The organism is Nostoc sp. UHCC 0870 (assembly GCF_022063185.1).
In the GTDB taxonomy this organism is placed as follows: domain Bacteria; phylum Cyanobacteriota; class Cyanobacteriia; order Cyanobacteriales; family Nostocaceae; genus Trichormus.
In genome coordinates, this window is record NZ_CP091913.1 from 3,853,238 (window position 1) to 3,871,551 (window position 18,314).

General features: G+C 41.2%; 13 protein-coding genes and 1 pseudogene. 4 read left to right on the forward strand and 10 right to left on the reverse strand.

From position 1 onward, the window contains the following. Positions 1 to 2 precede the first annotated feature (2 nt). Entirely contained in the window at positions 3 to 3,896 is a 3,894-nt protein-coding gene (gene cobN, locus L6494_RS16195; RefSeq protein WP_237988740.1) for a cobaltochelatase subunit CobN, read from the reverse strand. Between the two features lie 91 nt (positions 3,897 to 3,987). On the opposite strand from cobN, the gene L6494_RS16200 reads away from it, so the two are divergent. Beyond that, entirely contained in the window at positions 3,988 to 5,925 is a 1,938-nt protein-coding gene (locus L6494_RS16200) for a GAF domain-containing sensor histidine kinase (protein WP_237988741.1), read from the forward strand. Positions 5,926 to 5,957: 32 nt separating this feature from the next. Here L6494_RS16200 and L6494_RS16205 read toward each other — a convergent pair whose 3' ends face one another. Beyond that, complete coding sequence (locus tag L6494_RS16205; protein WP_237988742.1) at positions 5,958 to 6,821, reverse strand: hypothetical protein; 864 nt, start codon at positions 6,819 to 6,821, stop codon at positions 5,958 to 5,960. A gap of 186 nt (positions 6,822 to 7,007) precedes the next feature. On the opposite strand from L6494_RS16205, the gene L6494_RS16210 reads away from it, so the two are divergent. Beyond that, positions 7,008 to 7,913 (forward strand): metallophosphoesterase family protein, encoded by a 906-nt coding sequence (locus L6494_RS16210; protein WP_237996061.1) that lies wholly within the window; start codon positions 7,008 to 7,010, stop codon positions 7,911 to 7,913. 545 nt (positions 7,914 to 8,458) lie between these two features. On the opposite strand, the gene L6494_RS16215 is transcribed toward L6494_RS16210, so the two are convergent. From L6494_RS16215 to L6494_RS16235, 5 genes are all read right to left on the reverse strand, one after another. Beyond that, the gene (locus L6494_RS16215; RefSeq protein ID WP_237988743.1) at positions 8,459 to 8,971 is read right to left on the reverse strand and encodes a L,D-transpeptidase; all 513 of its coding nucleotides are present in this window, start codon (positions 8,969 to 8,971) and stop codon (positions 8,459 to 8,461) included. A gap of 131 nt (positions 8,972 to 9,102) precedes the next feature. After that, positions 9,103 to 9,558, reverse strand: a complete 456-nt coding sequence (locus L6494_RS16220; protein ID WP_237988744.1) for a response regulator — start codon at positions 9,556 to 9,558, stop codon at positions 9,103 to 9,105. Between the two features lie 135 nt (positions 9,559 to 9,693). Further along, positions 9,694 to 10,224 carry a response regulator gene (locus L6494_RS16225; RefSeq protein WP_237988745.1) on the reverse strand — a complete coding sequence of 177 codons (531 nt, stop codon included), beginning with the start codon at positions 10,222 to 10,224 and terminating at the stop codon, positions 9,694 to 9,696. Between the two features lie 409 nt (positions 10,225 to 10,633). Next, a complete protein-coding gene (locus L6494_RS16230; RefSeq protein WP_237988746.1) occupies positions 10,634 to 12,946 on the reverse strand; it encodes an NACHT domain-containing protein in 2,313 nt (770 codons plus the stop codon). Positions 12,947 to 13,563: 617 nt separating this feature from the next. Next, on the reverse strand, positions 13,564 to 14,196 hold the full coding sequence (locus L6494_RS16235; RefSeq protein WP_237988747.1) for a bifunctional 4-hydroxy-2-oxoglutarate aldolase/2-dehydro-3-deoxy-phosphogluconate aldolase: 633 nt from the start codon (positions 14,194 to 14,196) through the stop codon (positions 13,564 to 13,566). A 109-nt stretch (positions 14,197 to 14,305) separates the two neighbouring features. On the opposite strand from L6494_RS16235, the gene L6494_RS16240 reads away from it, so the two are divergent. Together L6494_RS16240 and L6494_RS16245 are read left to right on the forward strand one after the other, a co-directional pair. After that, a complete protein-coding gene (locus tag L6494_RS16240) occupies positions 14,306 to 14,956 on the forward strand; it encodes an erythromycin esterase family protein (RefSeq protein WP_237988748.1) in 651 nt (216 codons plus the stop codon). Positions 14,957 to 15,045: 89 nt separating this feature from the next. After that, positions 15,046 to 15,135, forward strand: a pseudogene (locus L6494_RS16245) (DnaJ domain-containing protein); the annotation flags it as partial. 27 nt (positions 15,136 to 15,162) lie between these two features. On the opposite strand, the gene L6494_RS16250 reads toward L6494_RS16245, so the two are convergent. Genes L6494_RS16250 through L6494_RS16260 form a run of 3 tightly spaced genes read right to left on the reverse strand, consistent with a single transcriptional unit; the run spans position 15,163 to position 18,183 of the window. After that, the gene (locus tag L6494_RS16250; protein WP_237988749.1) at positions 15,163 to 15,576 is read right to left on the reverse strand and encodes a heavy metal-responsive transcriptional regulator; all 414 of its coding nucleotides are present in this window, start codon (positions 15,574 to 15,576) and stop codon (positions 15,163 to 15,165) included. 26 nt (positions 15,577 to 15,602) lie between these two features. Next, a complete protein-coding gene (locus L6494_RS16255) occupies positions 15,603 to 15,830 on the reverse strand; it encodes a hypothetical protein (protein ID WP_237988750.1) in 228 nt (75 codons plus the stop codon). Between the two features lie 13 nt (positions 15,831 to 15,843). Beyond that, positions 15,844 to 18,183: a heavy metal translocating P-type ATPase gene (locus tag L6494_RS16260; protein ID WP_237988751.1), complete on the reverse strand. Its 2,340-nt coding sequence runs from the start codon at positions 18,181 to 18,183 to the stop codon at positions 15,844 to 15,846. Between the last annotated feature and the right edge of the window lie 131 nt (positions 18,184 to 18,314).

Sequence of the window (18,314 nt, forward strand, 5' to 3'; positions counted from 1 at the left end):
ACTTACTTTTCTTCAATAGCTGCTTCAGCTTGATGTACTAAGTTGCGTAAAGTATCTAATGTTTGTATATTTACATCCTGCCATAAACCGCGCTTGTGTGCCTCTAATAATTTTTCCGCAATATCACGTAGAGCATGGGGATTTTTCTCCTGAATAAAGTCACAAACTACGGAATCAAGCAAATAAGCCTGCATGACACCCTGATACATATAGTTTTCGACACATCTGGCCGTAGCATCATAGGCGAATACAAAATCTACAGTTGCTGACATTTCAAATGCACCTTTGTAGCCGTGGCGCATCACACCCTCAATCCATTTAGGATTCACCACACGAGAACGATACACCCGCGCAATTTCTGATTTAAGTTGGCGGACGCGTGGTTGAGATGGAATGGAATTATCACCAAAATAAGTTTCAGGGTTTTTCCCTTGGATAGACCGCACCGCCGCCGTTAATCCACCCTGAAATTGATAATAATCATCAGAATCGAGCAAATCATGTTCGCGGTTGTCTTGGTTTTGCAGGACAATTTGCATTTGCCCTAATCGCTGGGTGAAGGCTTCGGGATTGGGGACTGGGGACTGGGTATTAGGTTGGATTTCTCCCCCTGCTTCCCCTACACTCCCTCCTGTTCTGTCACCTGTCACCTGTAACCTGTCACCTGAAGAATAGGCGTAACAACTCCAATTAATATAGGCTTGGGCTAAATCTTGGTCATCTTGCCAGTTTTGTGATTCCATTAAGCCTTGGAGTCCCGCACCGTAAGCACCTGGTTTTGAGCCAAAGATACGATAAAGCGATCGCGCTAAGGCCGTTTCTGAAGTTAAACCTTGTTGCAACCAAAAATCAGTATCTTGCTTAACTTGCGCTGCTATGGGGTTTTGGTCTGGTGGTTCATCTAGTGCAGCGACTGCGTTGACGGCTTGCTCAAATAAATCCATTAAGTTGGGAAAAGCATCACGGAAAAATCCCGAAATGCGTAAGGTGACATCTACACGGGGTCTTGCCAAAATGCTCAAGGGCAAAATTTCTAAATCGATGACGCGCCGCGCTGCGCCATCCCACACGGGTCTTACACCCAGTAAAGCTAAAGCCTCGGCGATGTCGTCTCCCCCTGTCCGCATTGTCGCCGTTCCCCAGACGGATAAGCCTAGGGTCTTGGGATACTCGCCGTGTTCTTGGGTATAGCATTCAATCAGGTTTTCGGCTGCTTTTCTACCCACATCCCAAGCTGTTTCTGTGGGAATGGCGCGAATATCTACTGAGTAAAAATTCCTCCCTGTGGGTAAAACTTCTGGTCTTCCCCGTGTGGGTGCGCCTGATGGTGCGCTGGGGATGTATTTCCCATCCAGTCCCCGCAACAGATGGGTGATTTCCATCTGTGTTTGTTGCAGCGCAGGGAGAAGTTTGGCGTTAATCCAGTTGAGGGAATTAGGGACTGGGGAACTTAATTTTAAATTTGTAATGAGTTGTTCTACTAGTGAGGCGGCGTGTTCTTCCAGGGTGGTGACGGCATCGCCTGCGGTGTGACAGGGATTTTGAGTTTTTTGGGCTAAAATTTGCTTGTCGCTTAGTGATAATTCACTGCTGAAATCGGCGGTGAGGGGGTCGAGGTCTAAACCCCAATCATCGGCTAAGGATCTGGTAATCCCTGGAGAATAGCGGTTGGGAATGCGAGCGATCGCTACAATTAAGTCCCGTAATTGTCTACCTTGGGGACATTGCCCAAAAATGTGCAATCCATCTCGAATTTGTGCTTCTTTTAGTTCGCATAGATAGCCATCTAAGGAATTTAAAATTAAAGACTCAAAATTTAAAATTTCTTTTTCATCTTGAATCCCTAAGTCTTTATAAAGATTTTCTTGGATGACTAGTTCTCGGATGCGATCGCGCAAGGCTGGTAAGCGGGAAGGATCTAAACTTTCCGCTTCATAATATTCATCAATTAAATTTTCTAGCTTTTGTAAAGCCCCATAGAGTTCTGCGCGAGTCATTGGGGGCGTAAGATGGTCTATGATCACCGCTTGGGCGCGACGCTTGGCTTGCGAACCTTCACCGGGGTCATTGACAATAAATGGGTATAAGTGGGGCATTGCACCAAAGGCTACTTCGGGATAGCAAGTGCTAGATAAAGCTAAACTCTTACCGGGAAGCCATTCCAAATTTCCATGTTTCCCCACGTGAACAATCGCATTAGATCCAAAACATTCCCGCACCCAATAATAAAAAGCTAAATAGTTATGGGTTGGCTCTAAATCCGGTGCATGATAATTCAAACTAGGGTCAAGATCATAACCCCGTGATGGTTGAATACCTACAAATACATTACCTAGTTGAATACCGGGAATTGGGAATTGGGAATTGCTTTGTTGTCCCTCCAGTCCCCAGTCCTCAGTCCCCCACCTCTCCCCAATACCTTGCTGTACTATTTCTGGTAAAGAGGCAAAATATTCTTGATATTCAGCAGTTGATAAACTTTGCTGTACTGGTCGCCAGTCTCTACCTTCTGGATCGTTGGTAACACCAGCCGTTAAACGTGCGATTAATTCATCACTATTAGTGGGGGGATTTTCTACTAAATACCCTTCTGCTTGTAATGCTTTGAGGATTTCTATACAACTAGCTGGGGTATCTAATCCCACACCGTTGGCTAAACGTCCATCGCGGTTGGGGTAATTAGCTAAAATCAGGGCTATTTTGCGCTCTTGGGGTGGTTTGGCGCGTAGTTTAACCCAATTCGCTGCCAGTTCAGCAACAAACTCAATGCGATCGCTCACTGGTTCATAAACTACCACATCTGTTTCTAAGTCAGGATGATGTGTTTGTACCGCCTTAAAGGACACAGCACGACTAATAATTCTGCCATCCACTTCTGGTAGAGCAACATTCATCGCAATGTCGCGGGGAGAAAGTCCTTGTGATAGTGCTTCCCACTGCTCTAAAAATCCGCCACTGAGGATAACTTGCAATACAGGAACATCTAATTTTTCCCACAGTTCAGTCTGGGGTGTTTCTGTATCTAACCGTGCCAAGGAAAAGCTAGTGGTATTGAGTAATACTGAAACTTGCTCTGAGTTCTGACCTTGAAAAAACTGCATTAACTCTGTTTGCACATCAGGGTCACGCAAAGAAGAAACAAACACAGGCAAAGGTTGTAAGTTTCTTTGCGCCAAAGCCGCACACAACGCATCAATAACTTTAGTATTTCCCGCCAAATAGTGAGCGCGGTAAAACAATATACCGACTTTAGGAATTGAGCATGGCACATTGGGGTAAAATCTCCCCTGCTCCCCTGCTCCCCTCTCACCTGTCACCTGTAACCTGTCACCTGTAACCTGTAACCTGTCCCCTAAATACACCCCCACACGGGGAACTCGTTGCGGTGGTGCTGGATTATATACAGTGGCTAAACATTTATCACTGATAAACTGGAGAGCGTTAACAAAATTTTCTACGCCGCCTTCATTGAAATACTGCCATATTTGGTTAACAGTAGTCGCAGGCAAGGTAGACTGAGAAAACAATTCAGGATCGAGCGCATCGTCTCCTGGCATTACAATTAGGTGTACACCATTACGTTGCACAATTTCCTGCACTATTTCTAAACCGTAAGCCCAATAGGAACGTCCTCCTATCAGGCGCAAAATGATTACTTGGGCAAGTTCTAAAACTTGTTCTGCGTAAGTATCAATGCTTATTTGTTGCTGCAACAGTAATAAATTCGCTACTCTCAATGCAGGAAATGTTGTAGGTAATTGGGGAACTGTAGCAGCCAGGGTTTGAATGTCGGTATCAGCAGCCGTAATAAATACAAAGCTAGCTGGGGTTTGTTCTAGAAAAATAACACCTTCTGACTGGTTCAATCCTACCGATGTTGTACTTAAACGATGCATAATCCTGTATTACCGCTTTAAACTGTTGGTTAGAACATAATCAAACAATATTTCAGCCCAGAACCCTATCCTTCTTAGAAAACCATTGAAAATGCTTAGTTCTCCTGATTTGAGCTTTTCTCGAAATTTACCTTTAGTTGTATTTAGTCAGCTTGGGGAATTGTTGCAGCAGATGGCTCATGCAGTAGAAACTGCTGCTTTGGTACTCACAGAAGCTATTTTGTCTAGGATTCGTGTACCTGTGGAGTGGGAAAGACAGAGATTTACATTGGTGGTTTCTGAGCGATTTAGTGCGCTGATGGTGGGTGAGCAAGAACAAGAGAATCGGTTGTGGGAAGAAATTATTCCTTTAAACCAGGTGGTAGATAATTATACAGACTCATCACTTCATACTAGGTTGACATTTGATGCAGAGGCGATCGCCTCTTTTATCTCAAAATTGCGAGATTTGTTTGGTTGTGATTCTGATACCTACCAACATTTGGAACACTATCGCCAAATTCTCAAACCTAATGATGCTACACTACAAAGTCAATTTTCTTTATTATTATTAGAATATCTTTTACCACAGCCAGGCGGGGAACTAGCAACACCTACACTTGCTAATGTGCCGGAAATTTATAGCTGTCAACCAGTAGAAGATGCTTTAAAAAAACAAATTTCCCAAGAGCGACTACTGAATCAGGTGACAACCAAAATTCGCAAAAGCCTAGATTTGTCGGTAATTATGACTACGGCAATTGCACAAGTAAGGGAGTTTTTGGAATTAGACAGATTAGTAATATATAAATTTGAGAGTTCACGAGTCAATAATTACAATCCCCTCTACCCCCGAATGCAAGACTTGCAAAAATATGGGGGTTGTATAGTTTATGAAGCTCGTGCCACAGATACAATTCCATCAATATTACATTACCAGGAAAAAAGTTGTTTTGCTAAAAATTCCCCATGTTGGGAGAAATATCGTCAAGGTTTTACTTTAGTTGTAGATGATATTGAAAAAACTTACGCTCTCGAAGAGTGTTTATTGGATTTTTTAAGACAAAGCCAAGTCAAAGCAATGTTAGCAGCACCGATTATGTTTGAAGATAAACTATGGGGGTTGCTAATTGCTCATCAATGTTACAGTCCCCATCAGTGGACTGAGAGCGAAAAAAGTTTGTTGAATTCCATCGCTGAACAATTAGCGATCGCCATTCATCAATCGGAATTAATGCGATCGCTCACTCAAGAGAAACAAACTCTCGAACAACGTGTCATTGAGCGCACAATGGCTTTACGGGATGCGTTACTCGCGGCGGAAGCTGCTAGCCGCCTCAGAAATGAATTTTTAGCCACTATTAGCCATGAATTACTCACCCCTCTAACTTACGTGATTGGTATGTCGTCTACCTTATTACGCTGGCCTTTGGGTGAATTGAGTCAACGACAACGGGATTATTTACAAACAATCCATGATAGCGGTGAACATCTCTTAGACATGATTAACGACATCCTCGATTTATCGCAAATTGAGGCCGGTAAAGCAGTATTAAATATTGCAGAATTTTCTTTAGTCAAGATTGCAGAAAACACCATAGAATCATTATTAGATAAAGCTCAAACTGAGCAAATTAGTCTAAAACTTGATTTGCAAATTGATCCGAGCCGCGATCGCTTCACTGCTGATGTAGGACGAGTAGAACAAGTCCTCTGGAATTTATTAACCAATGCGATCAAATTTACCCCTGAAGGTGGTAATGTAACTTTGCGTTTGTGGGTGGAAGATGAGACTGCTATTTTTCAAATTGAAGATACAGGTATTGGCATTTCCGAAACCCAAATACCTCTATTGTTTGAAAAATTTCAACAACTCGATACACCCTATCGTCGCCGTTATGAAGGTACAGGGTTAGGTTTAGCTTTAACTAAACAATTAGTAGAACTACATCGAGGTCGCATTGAAGTAGAATCCACAGTAGGAATTGGCTCAATTTTTACAGTCTGGATACCATCTCAGCCGATGAGAGTGCTGAGTGCTGAGTGCTGAGTGCTGAGTGCTGAGTTCGGAGTGCTGAGTTTCTAACTTGTGCGTTGAAAAATAATCATTTCAGTACCGACAACTGGGTTACGCGCTACTAACCTATCTTGAGAGTCGATGATTTCTAAATGAGCAAAATCTAATTCTTGAGAACGTTGTAATATCTCGGCTGCTAGTTGATTTTGCTCAGATGCTTTGAGATTGTACCAATCATCATTAATTTTGACTGTTAGGCTACTGGTGCGGAAGTTAGCTTGAATTGATTTTATGATGCCAGAGGCGATGCGCTCGCTAATTTCTGAGACTTGATTTTCAATGGCTGCTATTAATCTTTGTTCTGGCGTTAACTCTAATATTGGTGTTGGTGTTGGTGTGGGAGTCGGTTCTGGTGTTGGTTCTGGTTCAGTTGGTGGTGTAATTTCTTCTGGTGGCTGTGGTTCTGGTGCGGGTGCTTCGGGTGGCGTAGTTATGATTGGTGTTGGTGTTGGTGTGGGAACTTCTTCCACTGGGGGAACTGTGGCTATCTCTGTGGGTTTGTTAGTAAATACAGTTACCGTTGTCCACACTAAAATTACGGCGATGGTAGCGATGATGCCTGTCAAAGCGTCATCCGTCAACTTGATAGACAAATTTGATGGTAAAAAAGGACGGACTTGTCTAAGTAAAAATCTACTCCATTGAGATGGGAGAGAACGCCAAAATCCCGGTGTTGCTTCAGTACCTGGAGGGGGTGCTGTCTCTAGTTTATCGACAGTGGTTTCTAAAAGTGCGATCGCTCCCCTGAGAAGTTGAATGATTGTCCCCTTCCAAACAGGCTGTACTCTCCTTTGGCGGGGTTGATTTCTCGCTTCATTTGTCGGTTCTGGTTGATTAGCTTGGGGTTCAGGGGAATTGTCTTCTGACATGGAACTTTCACCAACAACAGAGAATCAAAGACGAGTGGTGAGCATGATTGCTGCTACCGCCTCTTGTGCCTTAATGTATCACTTCGTCGAGCAAAATCATGAGTAATTGCATTATGTAATACCCTATGGTAAAGCTGTGCTTACAGAATACAATAACGAATTATCAATTATTGAATTTAAAAAGTGATGAAACTAACCCGCCGACAATTTTTATTGTTAAGTAGTGTCAGCACCCTGGGGACTGGTGTTTTAAGTTGGACATTAATTCGTCAAAATGGCCAAAGTAAACTCATAGATTTAGCAACCGCCGCCACACCGACTAAAAAAGACTTACTTTTGCGGTTTATCTCTGTAGCTGATACTGGGACTGGAGCAAAAGGACAGTATGATGTAGCTAAGGCAATGACGCGTTATCACCAGCGAAATCCTTATGATTTGGTAGTTTTGGCTGGAGATAATATTTACAACAACGGCGAAATTGAGAAAATTCAGGCTGTTTTTGAGCGTCCCTATCAAGATTTGCTCAAACAAGGCGTAAAATTTCAAGCTTGCTTAGGTAATCATGATATTCGCACTGATAACGGTGAGCCACAAGTCAAATACCCTGGCTTTAATATGAACGGACGCAGATATTATAGTGTTCGCCGCGATCGCGTGCAATTTTTTGCTTTAGATACTAATAATAATGCTGATTGGCAAAATCAATTAATTTGGTTAGAAAAAGAATTAAGTAGTAGTAATGCTACTTGGAAAGTGGTATTTGGACATCACCCAATTTATTCATCTGGTGTCTACGGTAGTAATCAAGCTTTTATTAAAACTTTCACACCAATGTTTAAAAAATATGGTGTGCAATTGTATATCAATGGACATGAACACAGTTACGAACGTACTCGCGCTATAGATGGGACTACCTATTTAACCTGTGGTGCAGGTGCAGGTAATCGTCCTACAGGACGTTCAGAGTGGACTGAATATTCCACTAGTAATTTAAGCTTTGCTACCTATGAAGTGTATCCCAATAGAATCGAAGTTAGTGCTATTGGTACTAATCATCGAGTTTTTGATAGGGGTATAATTAAAATCAGCTAAATGTTTAAGTTCAACACCCAAATAATCCAGGCGATCGCCTAACACTAGCTACACCTACGTATAGTACATAATTATAGCGATCGCCTTTCTAAGTTCATGACTATAAACTTAATTTTTTGCAATTATTTAAAATGAGTTATTAGACTATGTATAAAAATAAAAAGTATAAAGGCAAAACTGGTGAATATAGAAACACTAAGAGTAATTAAAATAGGTACATTCATCGATTGAATTATGGTGATTGCTCCAATACTGAAACCTATCGCAGCTATAAAACTGATCAAGCTGACTAGATTTTTATTCACAATCTCCCCCTATTCCTAATTCACGCATTCCTATTACTAATAAATGATTAGCAGTGTTGAATGCTGTAAAAGGCATTACTTTAGATCAGCTTAAATTGTTTGTTAGGTATGCAAAATATATATATTTTTATCGTGAGTCAGTAAAAAAATAGGATTGAGTTCGTAGTAAGGACTTCAGTCCTTATTTTAGGACTAAAGTCCTTACTACAAACCTTTAATTATTTACGCTGTTCTACTTATTTACTTATGGATAACTACTGGCGTACCTAAAGAAGCCCAATTAAATAGCCATTTAGCATGATTAGGGGCAAGATTTACGCAACCGTGGCTGACTGGCGTGCCAAATTTTTTATGCCAATAAGCACCATGAATACCATAATTACCTTGATAAAACATGGCATGGGGAACGTTGGGAACATCATAAGTTCTACCACGCATACGAGTAGACTTGTGCTTTGATTGAATTTTAAAATTACCTATGCGTGTAGGTGTGGCTTTTTTACCAGAGGAAATAACGATCGCATAAACTGGTTTTTTTCCTTCCCAAGCGATTAATCTCTGCGTTGAGAGATTAATCTGAATCCAGCGTTCTTCTGATTTTTGTAGAGTTTGGATATTTTCGGCAATTTTGGGGTTAATTGAACTAGCCCAAACTGTACCCGAACTGATGCAGATTGTACTTAATGACAATCCTGCACCAGCCAGAAATAGTTTTAAGTAGCGTGTCCAGTCGTGAGAACTTAATATTTTCATGGTAGAAACAGACGAATAACTAAATTTCAACCAGGTTTGTAGAAATCAAATATAACTGTGGTTTTGAAAGAATTTCATCCAGAAAAATACAGAAATATAGCGGGAGAGTCTGATATTTCTGCTGAGGAGTGTCAAAGTGGACTACTTTTACCAGAGTGTTGCAGCAATTTTGCTATTTCTGTGACTAACTTATCCAAGGTCGAAGGCTTTTGGAGATAAGTTTGAAACCCAGACTCAAGAGCCTTCTGATCTGCCTGATCTTTGGCATTGCCAGTAAAAGCGATCGCGGGAATTTCTCTTTTGTGGGGAGGCGTAAGCGTTCTGACTTTCTGTATTAACCAATAGCCGTCTTTTTCTGGCATATTAATGTCGCTAATTACAAGATCCACTGGGAATTGTTTAATCATCTCCAAGGCGGATATAGCTGATAATGCCGTCAGCACTTGAATACCATAGGCTTCAAGAATATCAGTAATTAATACTAAGATATCTGGGTCATTATCTACTGCGAGGATTGTAAATCCTTTCAAGATAGCTAAGTCTATTATATCGTTTCCAATATTTGGAATATCAAAGTTTTCGGGCATATATGTAGGATTAATCTTTGATTTTTGAACAAAAAATAGGGTGAATTAAAGTTTGTTAAAAAAGGATTTGCTACACTACCAGGGACTTTTTAACATCCTCTTAGCCTTTAACGCAACTCACTCCAAAAATAGCTACTATTCCTCATAATTTTTATGTATTAATATCACCTCTGCTTCTAGTGCTAAGACCTCTTTTACTGCCATCAGATTACTGCATCGTGTTTCTAGTGCAGAAGCTGGTAAGTTATTTTCGTTAGATAATACTAAGTTATTAATTATCAAAATAAATTGATCAAGGTCGATTGGTTTCAGTAAATATCTTTCACACTCTATCTCTAGCAGTCCGTTAATACTACTTCTGGTACACGTTGAAGTGACAATTATTGGAATATGATTCCTATTGTCTGCTTCCATAGCATTTAATTTGTTAAGCAATGTATAAATACTTTCACCGAAGAAAGTAATTTCACAAATTATCATGTTGGGAACAAACCAACTGAGAATTTCTACAGCCTCCCTTATAGAGCCAGATGCTATCACATTTGCGCCAAAATCTTTGAGAAATATGCTATACAGCACTCCACTATCGAGATCGTTGTCTACAACTAGTATTTGCACACCTTTGAGTATCTCAACTTCGGAAGGATCAGCAATCGTTAAATTCATAACAAAACCTGCGCTGAGGATTTAAGTAGAAAATGGGATGGAAACAACTGTAATTACAAGGAGGATAAATAACTGGCTATTTGCATCAAAAACAGGAGAGAATCACTGAAAGGTGCAGATGAAATGTTCTGCTTCTGGGATATTATTTTTATGTTGTTTGATTTGGTGAATGAATTGATTGATTACAGCAAAAACGATATACAATGGTTCTAAATAGCAAATCATTGAGTTGTATTTTCTCCATGTATAGTAACAAGACATAAATAAATCTACCGTTGAAAATAAGTGAAAAACTCACCATCAGGTGCAGATGAAATATTTTGTTATTAGTAATATAATTTGCTACTGTTTGATTTGGTGAATAAGTTGATTAACTACGAAATAAAATGTAGTTATTTAAGCAAAAAATCTATTGCCATTCCCTATCCTCAAGTTCCTTCTGAGGCAACAATAATGTGGCTTCAATTTCCTGTCTAATAGCAGCAGTCACTTCACAATTACTATGTAGGCAATCGAGTAATAGCTGATTGGCATCGTAGTAGCGTTGCAGCACTTGCTGCTGCTCAGGGCTAAACTCCCACTGGTGATTAATATTGCGATAGTTAATGACCGTAATTTTTAACTGTTCAGCCCAGGCTGAGTAGTTCGTTTGACACCATAGCCGAAACCGTTCTTGATTTTGATGAGAATTTGGCAATTGGTCAGAGAGTTGTTGTAGAGATTTATAGAGTCCAACATCAAGAACAATACCCAAAATGTTGGAGAGAGCATCGCCACAGGCATGAATATGGGCAAAGTCCTGGCTCTTATCAATTGCACACTCCAGTAGCAGATTATCCAATGCCGCATCGAGAAACATCCCTTGGTCAAGGCTGCTGGCTAAAGCAAAGTGAGGAGCTAGGTGAGGATTCTGACTCAAGCCCAGGTAAAATGCTCGAATTGTCGCATCTTTTGGTTGAGTAGGAATAGTACGGGATTTTTGGCTAGCCCAGGTCAAAAACTCTTGTAGATAAGGGTCTTGGGCAACCAGTGCATCAATCTGTTGCTTCATTAACTGCACCAAAGAGTCTGCACTCCGTAGCATGGTAGCTGTCAACAAAAAGATTTCGCGCCAGTGCGGGTCAGTGATGTGACTGACCAGACCTCCCATTGCTTGCTCTAATGCCTGTAGGTTGTGGCTAGCAACGATTTTTCTTGCTGTGAAGTATTCTTGAAATGCGAGATATGAAAAAGAGAAAATTCCCCGCGCCCGTTCTGCAAGTAGCCCATGTTGGGCTTCGATGGCTTTCAGTGCTGCTTCACTTTCTATTTGCAGTTCCTCTGCATCCATTGGCACGTTTGTCAAATTCTGAATATAGTCACCAATATATTGCTCAACGATGCGTTGCTCAAAAAAATACTGCCCTTGTTCAAATGTCACGGCTGCAATCTGACTCAATAATTTCAGCTTTTGGGGTAATAAAAACCCCCGGTAAACCTCATCTCGTTCAACACCTCTGGCTTCATCCCATTTACCCAACAGCAGGTCTAGACCTTGCTTATAAAAGTCAGTGCGCTTAGTCGGAAATTTTTCTTGACCGTGAAACACCCAGCAGGCAAGATGCAGAAATAGGGGTGTGACGACAAGTTGGCGAAATTGCCAGTTTTCATCTAAATCTAGTTTCTGAATAAACTCAACAGACTGGGACTGACCATCTTGAGCGTTCGTCTTGGTAAAAGCCACAAACCATTTTTGAGCGAAGGCTCGGATTTGTTCTGAGGTAAATGGGGCAATTTCAACATCGGTAAAGCCTCGGAGTCTAAGTCTTTGTGCTGCTGTACGACAGGTCGCTACCAACTGATTTTTGTGATACTTATCTGAAAATCTGCGAATTTCGCTTAAGACGGCATTGCTTTGTTGGTTAAGAACTTCATCCATACCATCCAGCAAGAGCAATACTCTGCCGGCATTTAGTAAGGTTTCTATGACTGAGACATCGGCAATGCCAGAGGTGAGGAACTCTTGGCGGATGTAGTTTAATAGGCTGAACTCGTTGTTAATCTTAGACTCTTGGGCAAAATTTCTCAGGGTGATGAAGATTGGCACTTGATTCTCTGCAAATGCGCCTTGGTTACACTGAATGGCGAGATGTTGTAAAAAGGTGGTTTTACCTACCCCTGGTTTGCCCAGTACCCTGAGCTTGGAGTATGTTGCAACTGCCCGTATACCGGGTATATGTTTCTGGTCAACCTCACCTAAACCAAAACGGTCAAATTCTTTGGGATCAAGGTTTTGCAGCTCCGTGATTTCTAACGACTGAAAGCTGGCAATTTCCTCCAAAATATTCACATCAATATATATGTCATCGATCGCAACGGGACGGCTGATGTCCAATAATTGCAAAATACCGCACTGGTCTTGAATTTTATCTAAGCGTTGCGATCGCACTTGCTGCACTAATCTATCAATATCCAAAACAGGAGGCTGGGTGAATTCTTCTCGGTTAATAAATTCTGCCGGGGGATTAGTCGCAATCTCTCGCCAATTCAGTTCTAAGACCGTACAAATTTCCATAAAAGTATGACGCTCAACTGGACGACCACTGAAAAACCGCCAAATTGGTTGTCTAGTTTTGATGTTGACTTCTTCTGCTAGATTCTCTTGTGTCCACCCCTTGCGAGAAAATGCTCTTTTAGCCTCTTGAATTCCTGTGAGTGATGCTTGGAGCGATCGCTTGACCATAGGACAAAAACTTAATCATAAAAATCAGCAAATTAAAGTTTTATGGCTCTCCTAGACTAGCTATAACAAATTAATACTTAATATCAGGTTAAATCCTTACATAGTCTGGGATTCAAGAGTAATAAAGTAAATTTTTATTAAATCCTTGATTTTATTTTGGCGAAACCTTGTTATATCAATCATTTGAGCCATTTTTTAGTGTTAATTTATCAAACCAAGTCTGGGAGAGCCAGTTTTATTAACATCTTTAATCTTAGAGTTTTTTCTATGATAGAAAATTTTCTCTTGATTAAAATTATACAAAATTCAAGAGTAACTCTCAATTTTTTTTAACATTTGTGACAAAATCAAACACTATACATTGATCTTATACATCTCAACCTAGAGATAAGACTTAAATTCAAACATTGATATGTAATGCTATAGAAATAGATATGCCAGATGACTTATCAATACTTACTTGCTGAAAAAGCATATTTGCATTAATAAATATCACTTCAATATGTTTTTTGTATTCAGAAAGTTTTTATCTGAAAACTGGCTAATTTTTATCTATTATATTTGTGCTAAAAATGTTAATAATGAATCGGAGTTTATTATCAATTAAAATAACTTTTTTAAGCTAAGTTTCGCAGTAACTCACTAGCCAATTGCGCGATCGCCTGCCAATTTCTCTGTATGATTAACTGTTTGGGAAATAACTCCCCACTCAAGCCAACAGCAACAGCACCAGCTTGGATCAGTTCTTGAGCATTTTCTAGGGTGACTCCCCCTGTGGGAATTAAGGGAATATGACCGAGTGGCCCTTGCAAACTCTTAATGTAGCTAGCACCTCCCACCGCTTGTACAGGAAAGACTTTCACACAGCTAGCACCATAAGACCACGCCGTAATAATTTCGGTCGGGGTGAGTGCGCCAGGGATAATTGGTGTATCTTGAGCTACTGCTGCTTGAATCATGGCAGGATCAACATGGGGTGTGAAGAGAAATTGCGCCCCAACAGCGATCGCCTCTTGCAACTGCTGTACATTAAATAATGTCCCCGTCCCAATGGTACATTCGGGTAATTTGCTGCGTAGGTGCGTAATTAATTCGCCGGCGCGATCGCTATTCCAGGTAATTTCAATCAGTTTCATCCCCCCATCTGCTACAGCCAAAGCCATTTCCAGTCCTAATTCCAGCTTTGGTGCGCGAATAACTGCAAGCGATCGCTGTTGTTGCAACTGTGATAACCAAACCTGATTAGACATTTCGATATTTCCCAAAGTTTCTGGCTGTTTTAAGGATGCAGAATTTGCATTTTAGCTGTTCAGCCCCTAGATAGGTCATCAACTAGCAGCAGATGAGTTTTTCTCTGCTGTGCAGAACGCTCGATTAGTTAAAAATGCCGAGGCTTACTATCGCTCAATGTTTAGTGGGCGAGTTTCATCATGGAATATTCGCGATCGCCATATGGCAGAAATGCTAGAACAGCTAGTTGAACATTTAGATCAACGAGGAACACCCAGCAAAGTCGTTGTTTGGGAGCATAATTCCCACCTAGGAGACGCAAGAGCCACAGATATGGGAAAACTGGGTGAAGTAAATGTGGGTCAATTAGTACGCGATCGCTACGGACAAGATGCAGTGCTAATAGGGTTTAGCACCTACACAGGAACAGTCACAGCCGCTTCTGATTGGGGCGGAACAACGGAACTTAAGCAAGTGCGTTCCGCTTTACCAGGTAGTTATGAAGCCCTATTCCATCAAACAGGAATACCACAATTTTTGCTTTTGTTGTGGGATAATAATCCGGCTATTACTAGTCTGAGAGAACCAAGATTAGAAAGAGCAATTGGTGTCATTTACCAACCCGAAACCGAGCGTATCAGTCACTATTTTTATGCTTGTCTTCCCGATCAATTTGATGCGGTGATTCACATTGATGATACTAGGGGAGTCGAACCCCTAGACAGGACTGCTTACTGGGAAATGGGCGAAGCACCAGAGACTTTTCCTTCAGCTCTTTAGGGATTAGGGACTGGGGACTGGGGACTGGGGACTGGGAAAAGATAATTTGTGCTAATTACATTAGATTTTGGATTTTGAATTGATTAGATATGCCAATGACGACGGAGTTTAAAGATTATTACGCAATTCTAGGTGTAAATAAAAATGCTACACCAGAGGAAATTAAACGAGCATACCGCGTTAGATATCAAAACCCAGAAGTAGGCTCAATCTTTTTCAATGATGGGACAAATTGTAGTGTGAGCATTATCAGGTTTGATTTCCCAACCTGAAAGTAGTCCTTCTAACTCTTGTTTGAGAATTAGTAATTGTTGAATTTGTTCTTCAATGTCTTTGACTTTATCTTCCAACTTAGTTTTTATGTGTTCACAAGGTAATTCTCCTGCATCGTGAACTTGCAAAAATTCTTTAATTTCTGATAATGTCAAACCCAAACTTTGAGCGCGTTTAATAAAATGTAACCGCGCTAAAACATCAGCTTTAAATAATCTAAACCCACCCTCAGTTCTGCCTGATGATGTAAGTAAACCGAGTTCTTCATAGTAACGAATAGTTTTAATCGGAACGCCACTTTCCTTGGCAACTAACCCAATCAGTTTTGATTCTTCTTGGACTAACATAATACTGTAACCCTTGATAAAAGTTTTTAGGACTTAGGTTTACTCAAAAGAAACCACCATAATTCCAACCCCATTAACCCAAGTCCACCGATTGTCACAGCAGCTTTAATTGGTAGTGATTGTTCAATTTGGCGGAATTGAGTTGTTGACACTTCATGGTTATGATTTATTTCTGCGAGTGCTTGATTGTTAGCTAAACCAAACATCAATCCCCAAGTTGCTAAACTGGCAAGAATTATTTTTCTATTCAACATTTTAGTCTTACTCCTATAAAATTGCTTTAGGCTGAAATTTACGCAGACGTAGGGCATTAGTCACTACTGACACCGAGCTAAATGCCATTGCTGCACCAGCAATGATGGGGTTAAGTAACCACCCGAAAATAGGAAAGAGAATCCCAGCAGCAATAGGAATGCCCGCAACGTTGTAAATAAAGGCGAAAAATAGGTTTTGTCGAATGTTGTGTATTGTGGCGCGGCTGAGTTGAATAGCTGTAACAATACCTTGCAAATCACCAGAGATTAGAGTAATGTCACTAGCAGCGATCGCAACATCTGTACCAGTCCCAATTGCAATACCCACATCAGCTTGAGCTAAAGCAGGCGCATCATTTATCCCATCCCCAACCATCGCCACAATTGAATGCTGAGTGCTGTTTTTTCCCCTGCTCCCCTGCTCCCCTGCTCCCTTGCTCCCTACCCCCTGCTCCCTACTCCCCCGCTTCTCAAATTGCAGCAACTTAACCACCTCTGCCTTTTGCTCAGGACGGACTTCTGCTAACACGCGCTTGATACCAACTTCACGGGCGATGCTTTCGGCTGTGCGGGGGTTGTCGCCTGTTAGCATTATGACTTCTAAGCCAAGTTTTTCTAAGGCTTGCACAGCTTGAACAGAAGTAGGTTTAATCGCATCAGCAATTCCCATCAATGCTTGCATTTCTCCGTTTACTGCTAGCCAAAAGGCAGTTTTACCAAGGTATTCCAAACGTTCTTTATCTTGTTGCAAAGCTTGGGTGTTAATTGCCAATTCTTCCATCCAGCGTTGTGTACCGATTTGTACAAGATTGTCATTTACAATACCTTGAACTCCACTCCCTGCAACTGCTGCAAAATCCCTGACTTCTGCTAATTTGACTTCCTGAGATTGGGCGTATCTGACAACCGCCTCTGCTAGCGGGTGTTCAGAATTGCGTTCTACGGCTGCGGCTAGTTGTAATAGCTTAATTTCGTTGCTGTTAGCTGTGCCGTTAACTGTGAGAAAATCTGTAACTGTGGGTTTTCCCTCGGTAATTGTGCCTGTTTTGTCTAAAACAATGATTTTGGTTTTGTGTGCCAGTTCTAAACTTTCCGCACCCTTAATTAAAATGCCGTTTTCTGCACCTTTACCTGTACCCACCATCACAGAGGTTGGTGTAGCTAAACCCAAAGCACAGGGACAAGCGATAATTAACACCCCTACTGTAGTCATCAACGCCAAGGTAATGTTACCAGTGCTGTTAAACCAAATTATAAAGGTAAGGAGAGCGATCGCCATCACTGCCGGCACAAACCAACCCGTAACTTGGTCTGCTAGTCTTTGAATAGGAGCTTTAGAACCTTGTGCTTGCTGCACTAACTGCACAATCTGCGCCAGTACAGTATCCTTACCTACCCGTGTAGCTCGAAATTGGAAACTTCCAGTTTTATTGATAGTCGCGCCAATTACCTCATCCCCTGACTGCTTTTTCACAGGTAAACTTTCCCCTGTCACCATCGCTTCATCAACTGTAGATGCACCGTTAATTACTTCCCCATCCACAGGAATCTTTTCCCCAGGACGAACTAGCACCACATCACCAATCTGCACTTGGGCAATTGGCACATCTATTTCTTGTCCATTGCGAATCAACCGCGCTGTTTTAGGTTGCAACCCAATTAATTTACGGATGGCTTCTGAGGTTTGACTTTTGGCGCGATGCTCAAATAACCGTCCTAATAAGATTAAGGTAATGACAATTACAGCAGTTTCATAATATACATCTGCCATCAACCCCTGACTGATGAAAAAACCAGGAAATATCGTAGGGAAGAGAGAATAAAAATATGCTGCACTTGTACCTAAAGCTATCAATGTATCCATTGTGGCGTTATGACGTTTGAAAGCTTTCCAGGCGTTGAGATAGAATTTTTGACCACACCAGAACTGTACAGGTGTAGTTAAGATTAATTGCAGCCAAGGGTTATGCAGCCATGCGGGAATGAAAGGTAGGTGTAAGCCTGTCATCATTGGTAATGAACCAATGAACAGCACAATACTAATAATTCCCCCTACTATCAACTTTTGCTGTAAATCCCGTAACTCCTGCTGGCGATGTCTCTTGTCCTCATCATCTTCCCCTGTCATCAAGGTTTCTTCCTGCAATGGATAAGCAGAGTAACCGGCTGCACTCACCGCATTTTGGATAGTTTGTAAATCCGTCTTTTTGGCATCATATTTAATTGTTGCCTGTTCTGCCCCAAAGTTAACGCTACATTCCCCAACCCCAGGAATAGCAACAATAGCATCTTCAATATTTTTGGCACAAGCCGCGCAACTCATCCCGCGCAGTTTCAATGTGGCATTATCCATAATTAGTAACCCCATTGGTATAGCTTCATCTTGAATCCTCCAGTCAACTGGAGAGTCAAGCCCTTTGGGGAACAAATTAAATATTAAGTAGGGTTGCAAAAACTAATTGCAAATCAGACTAGTCAAAAAAA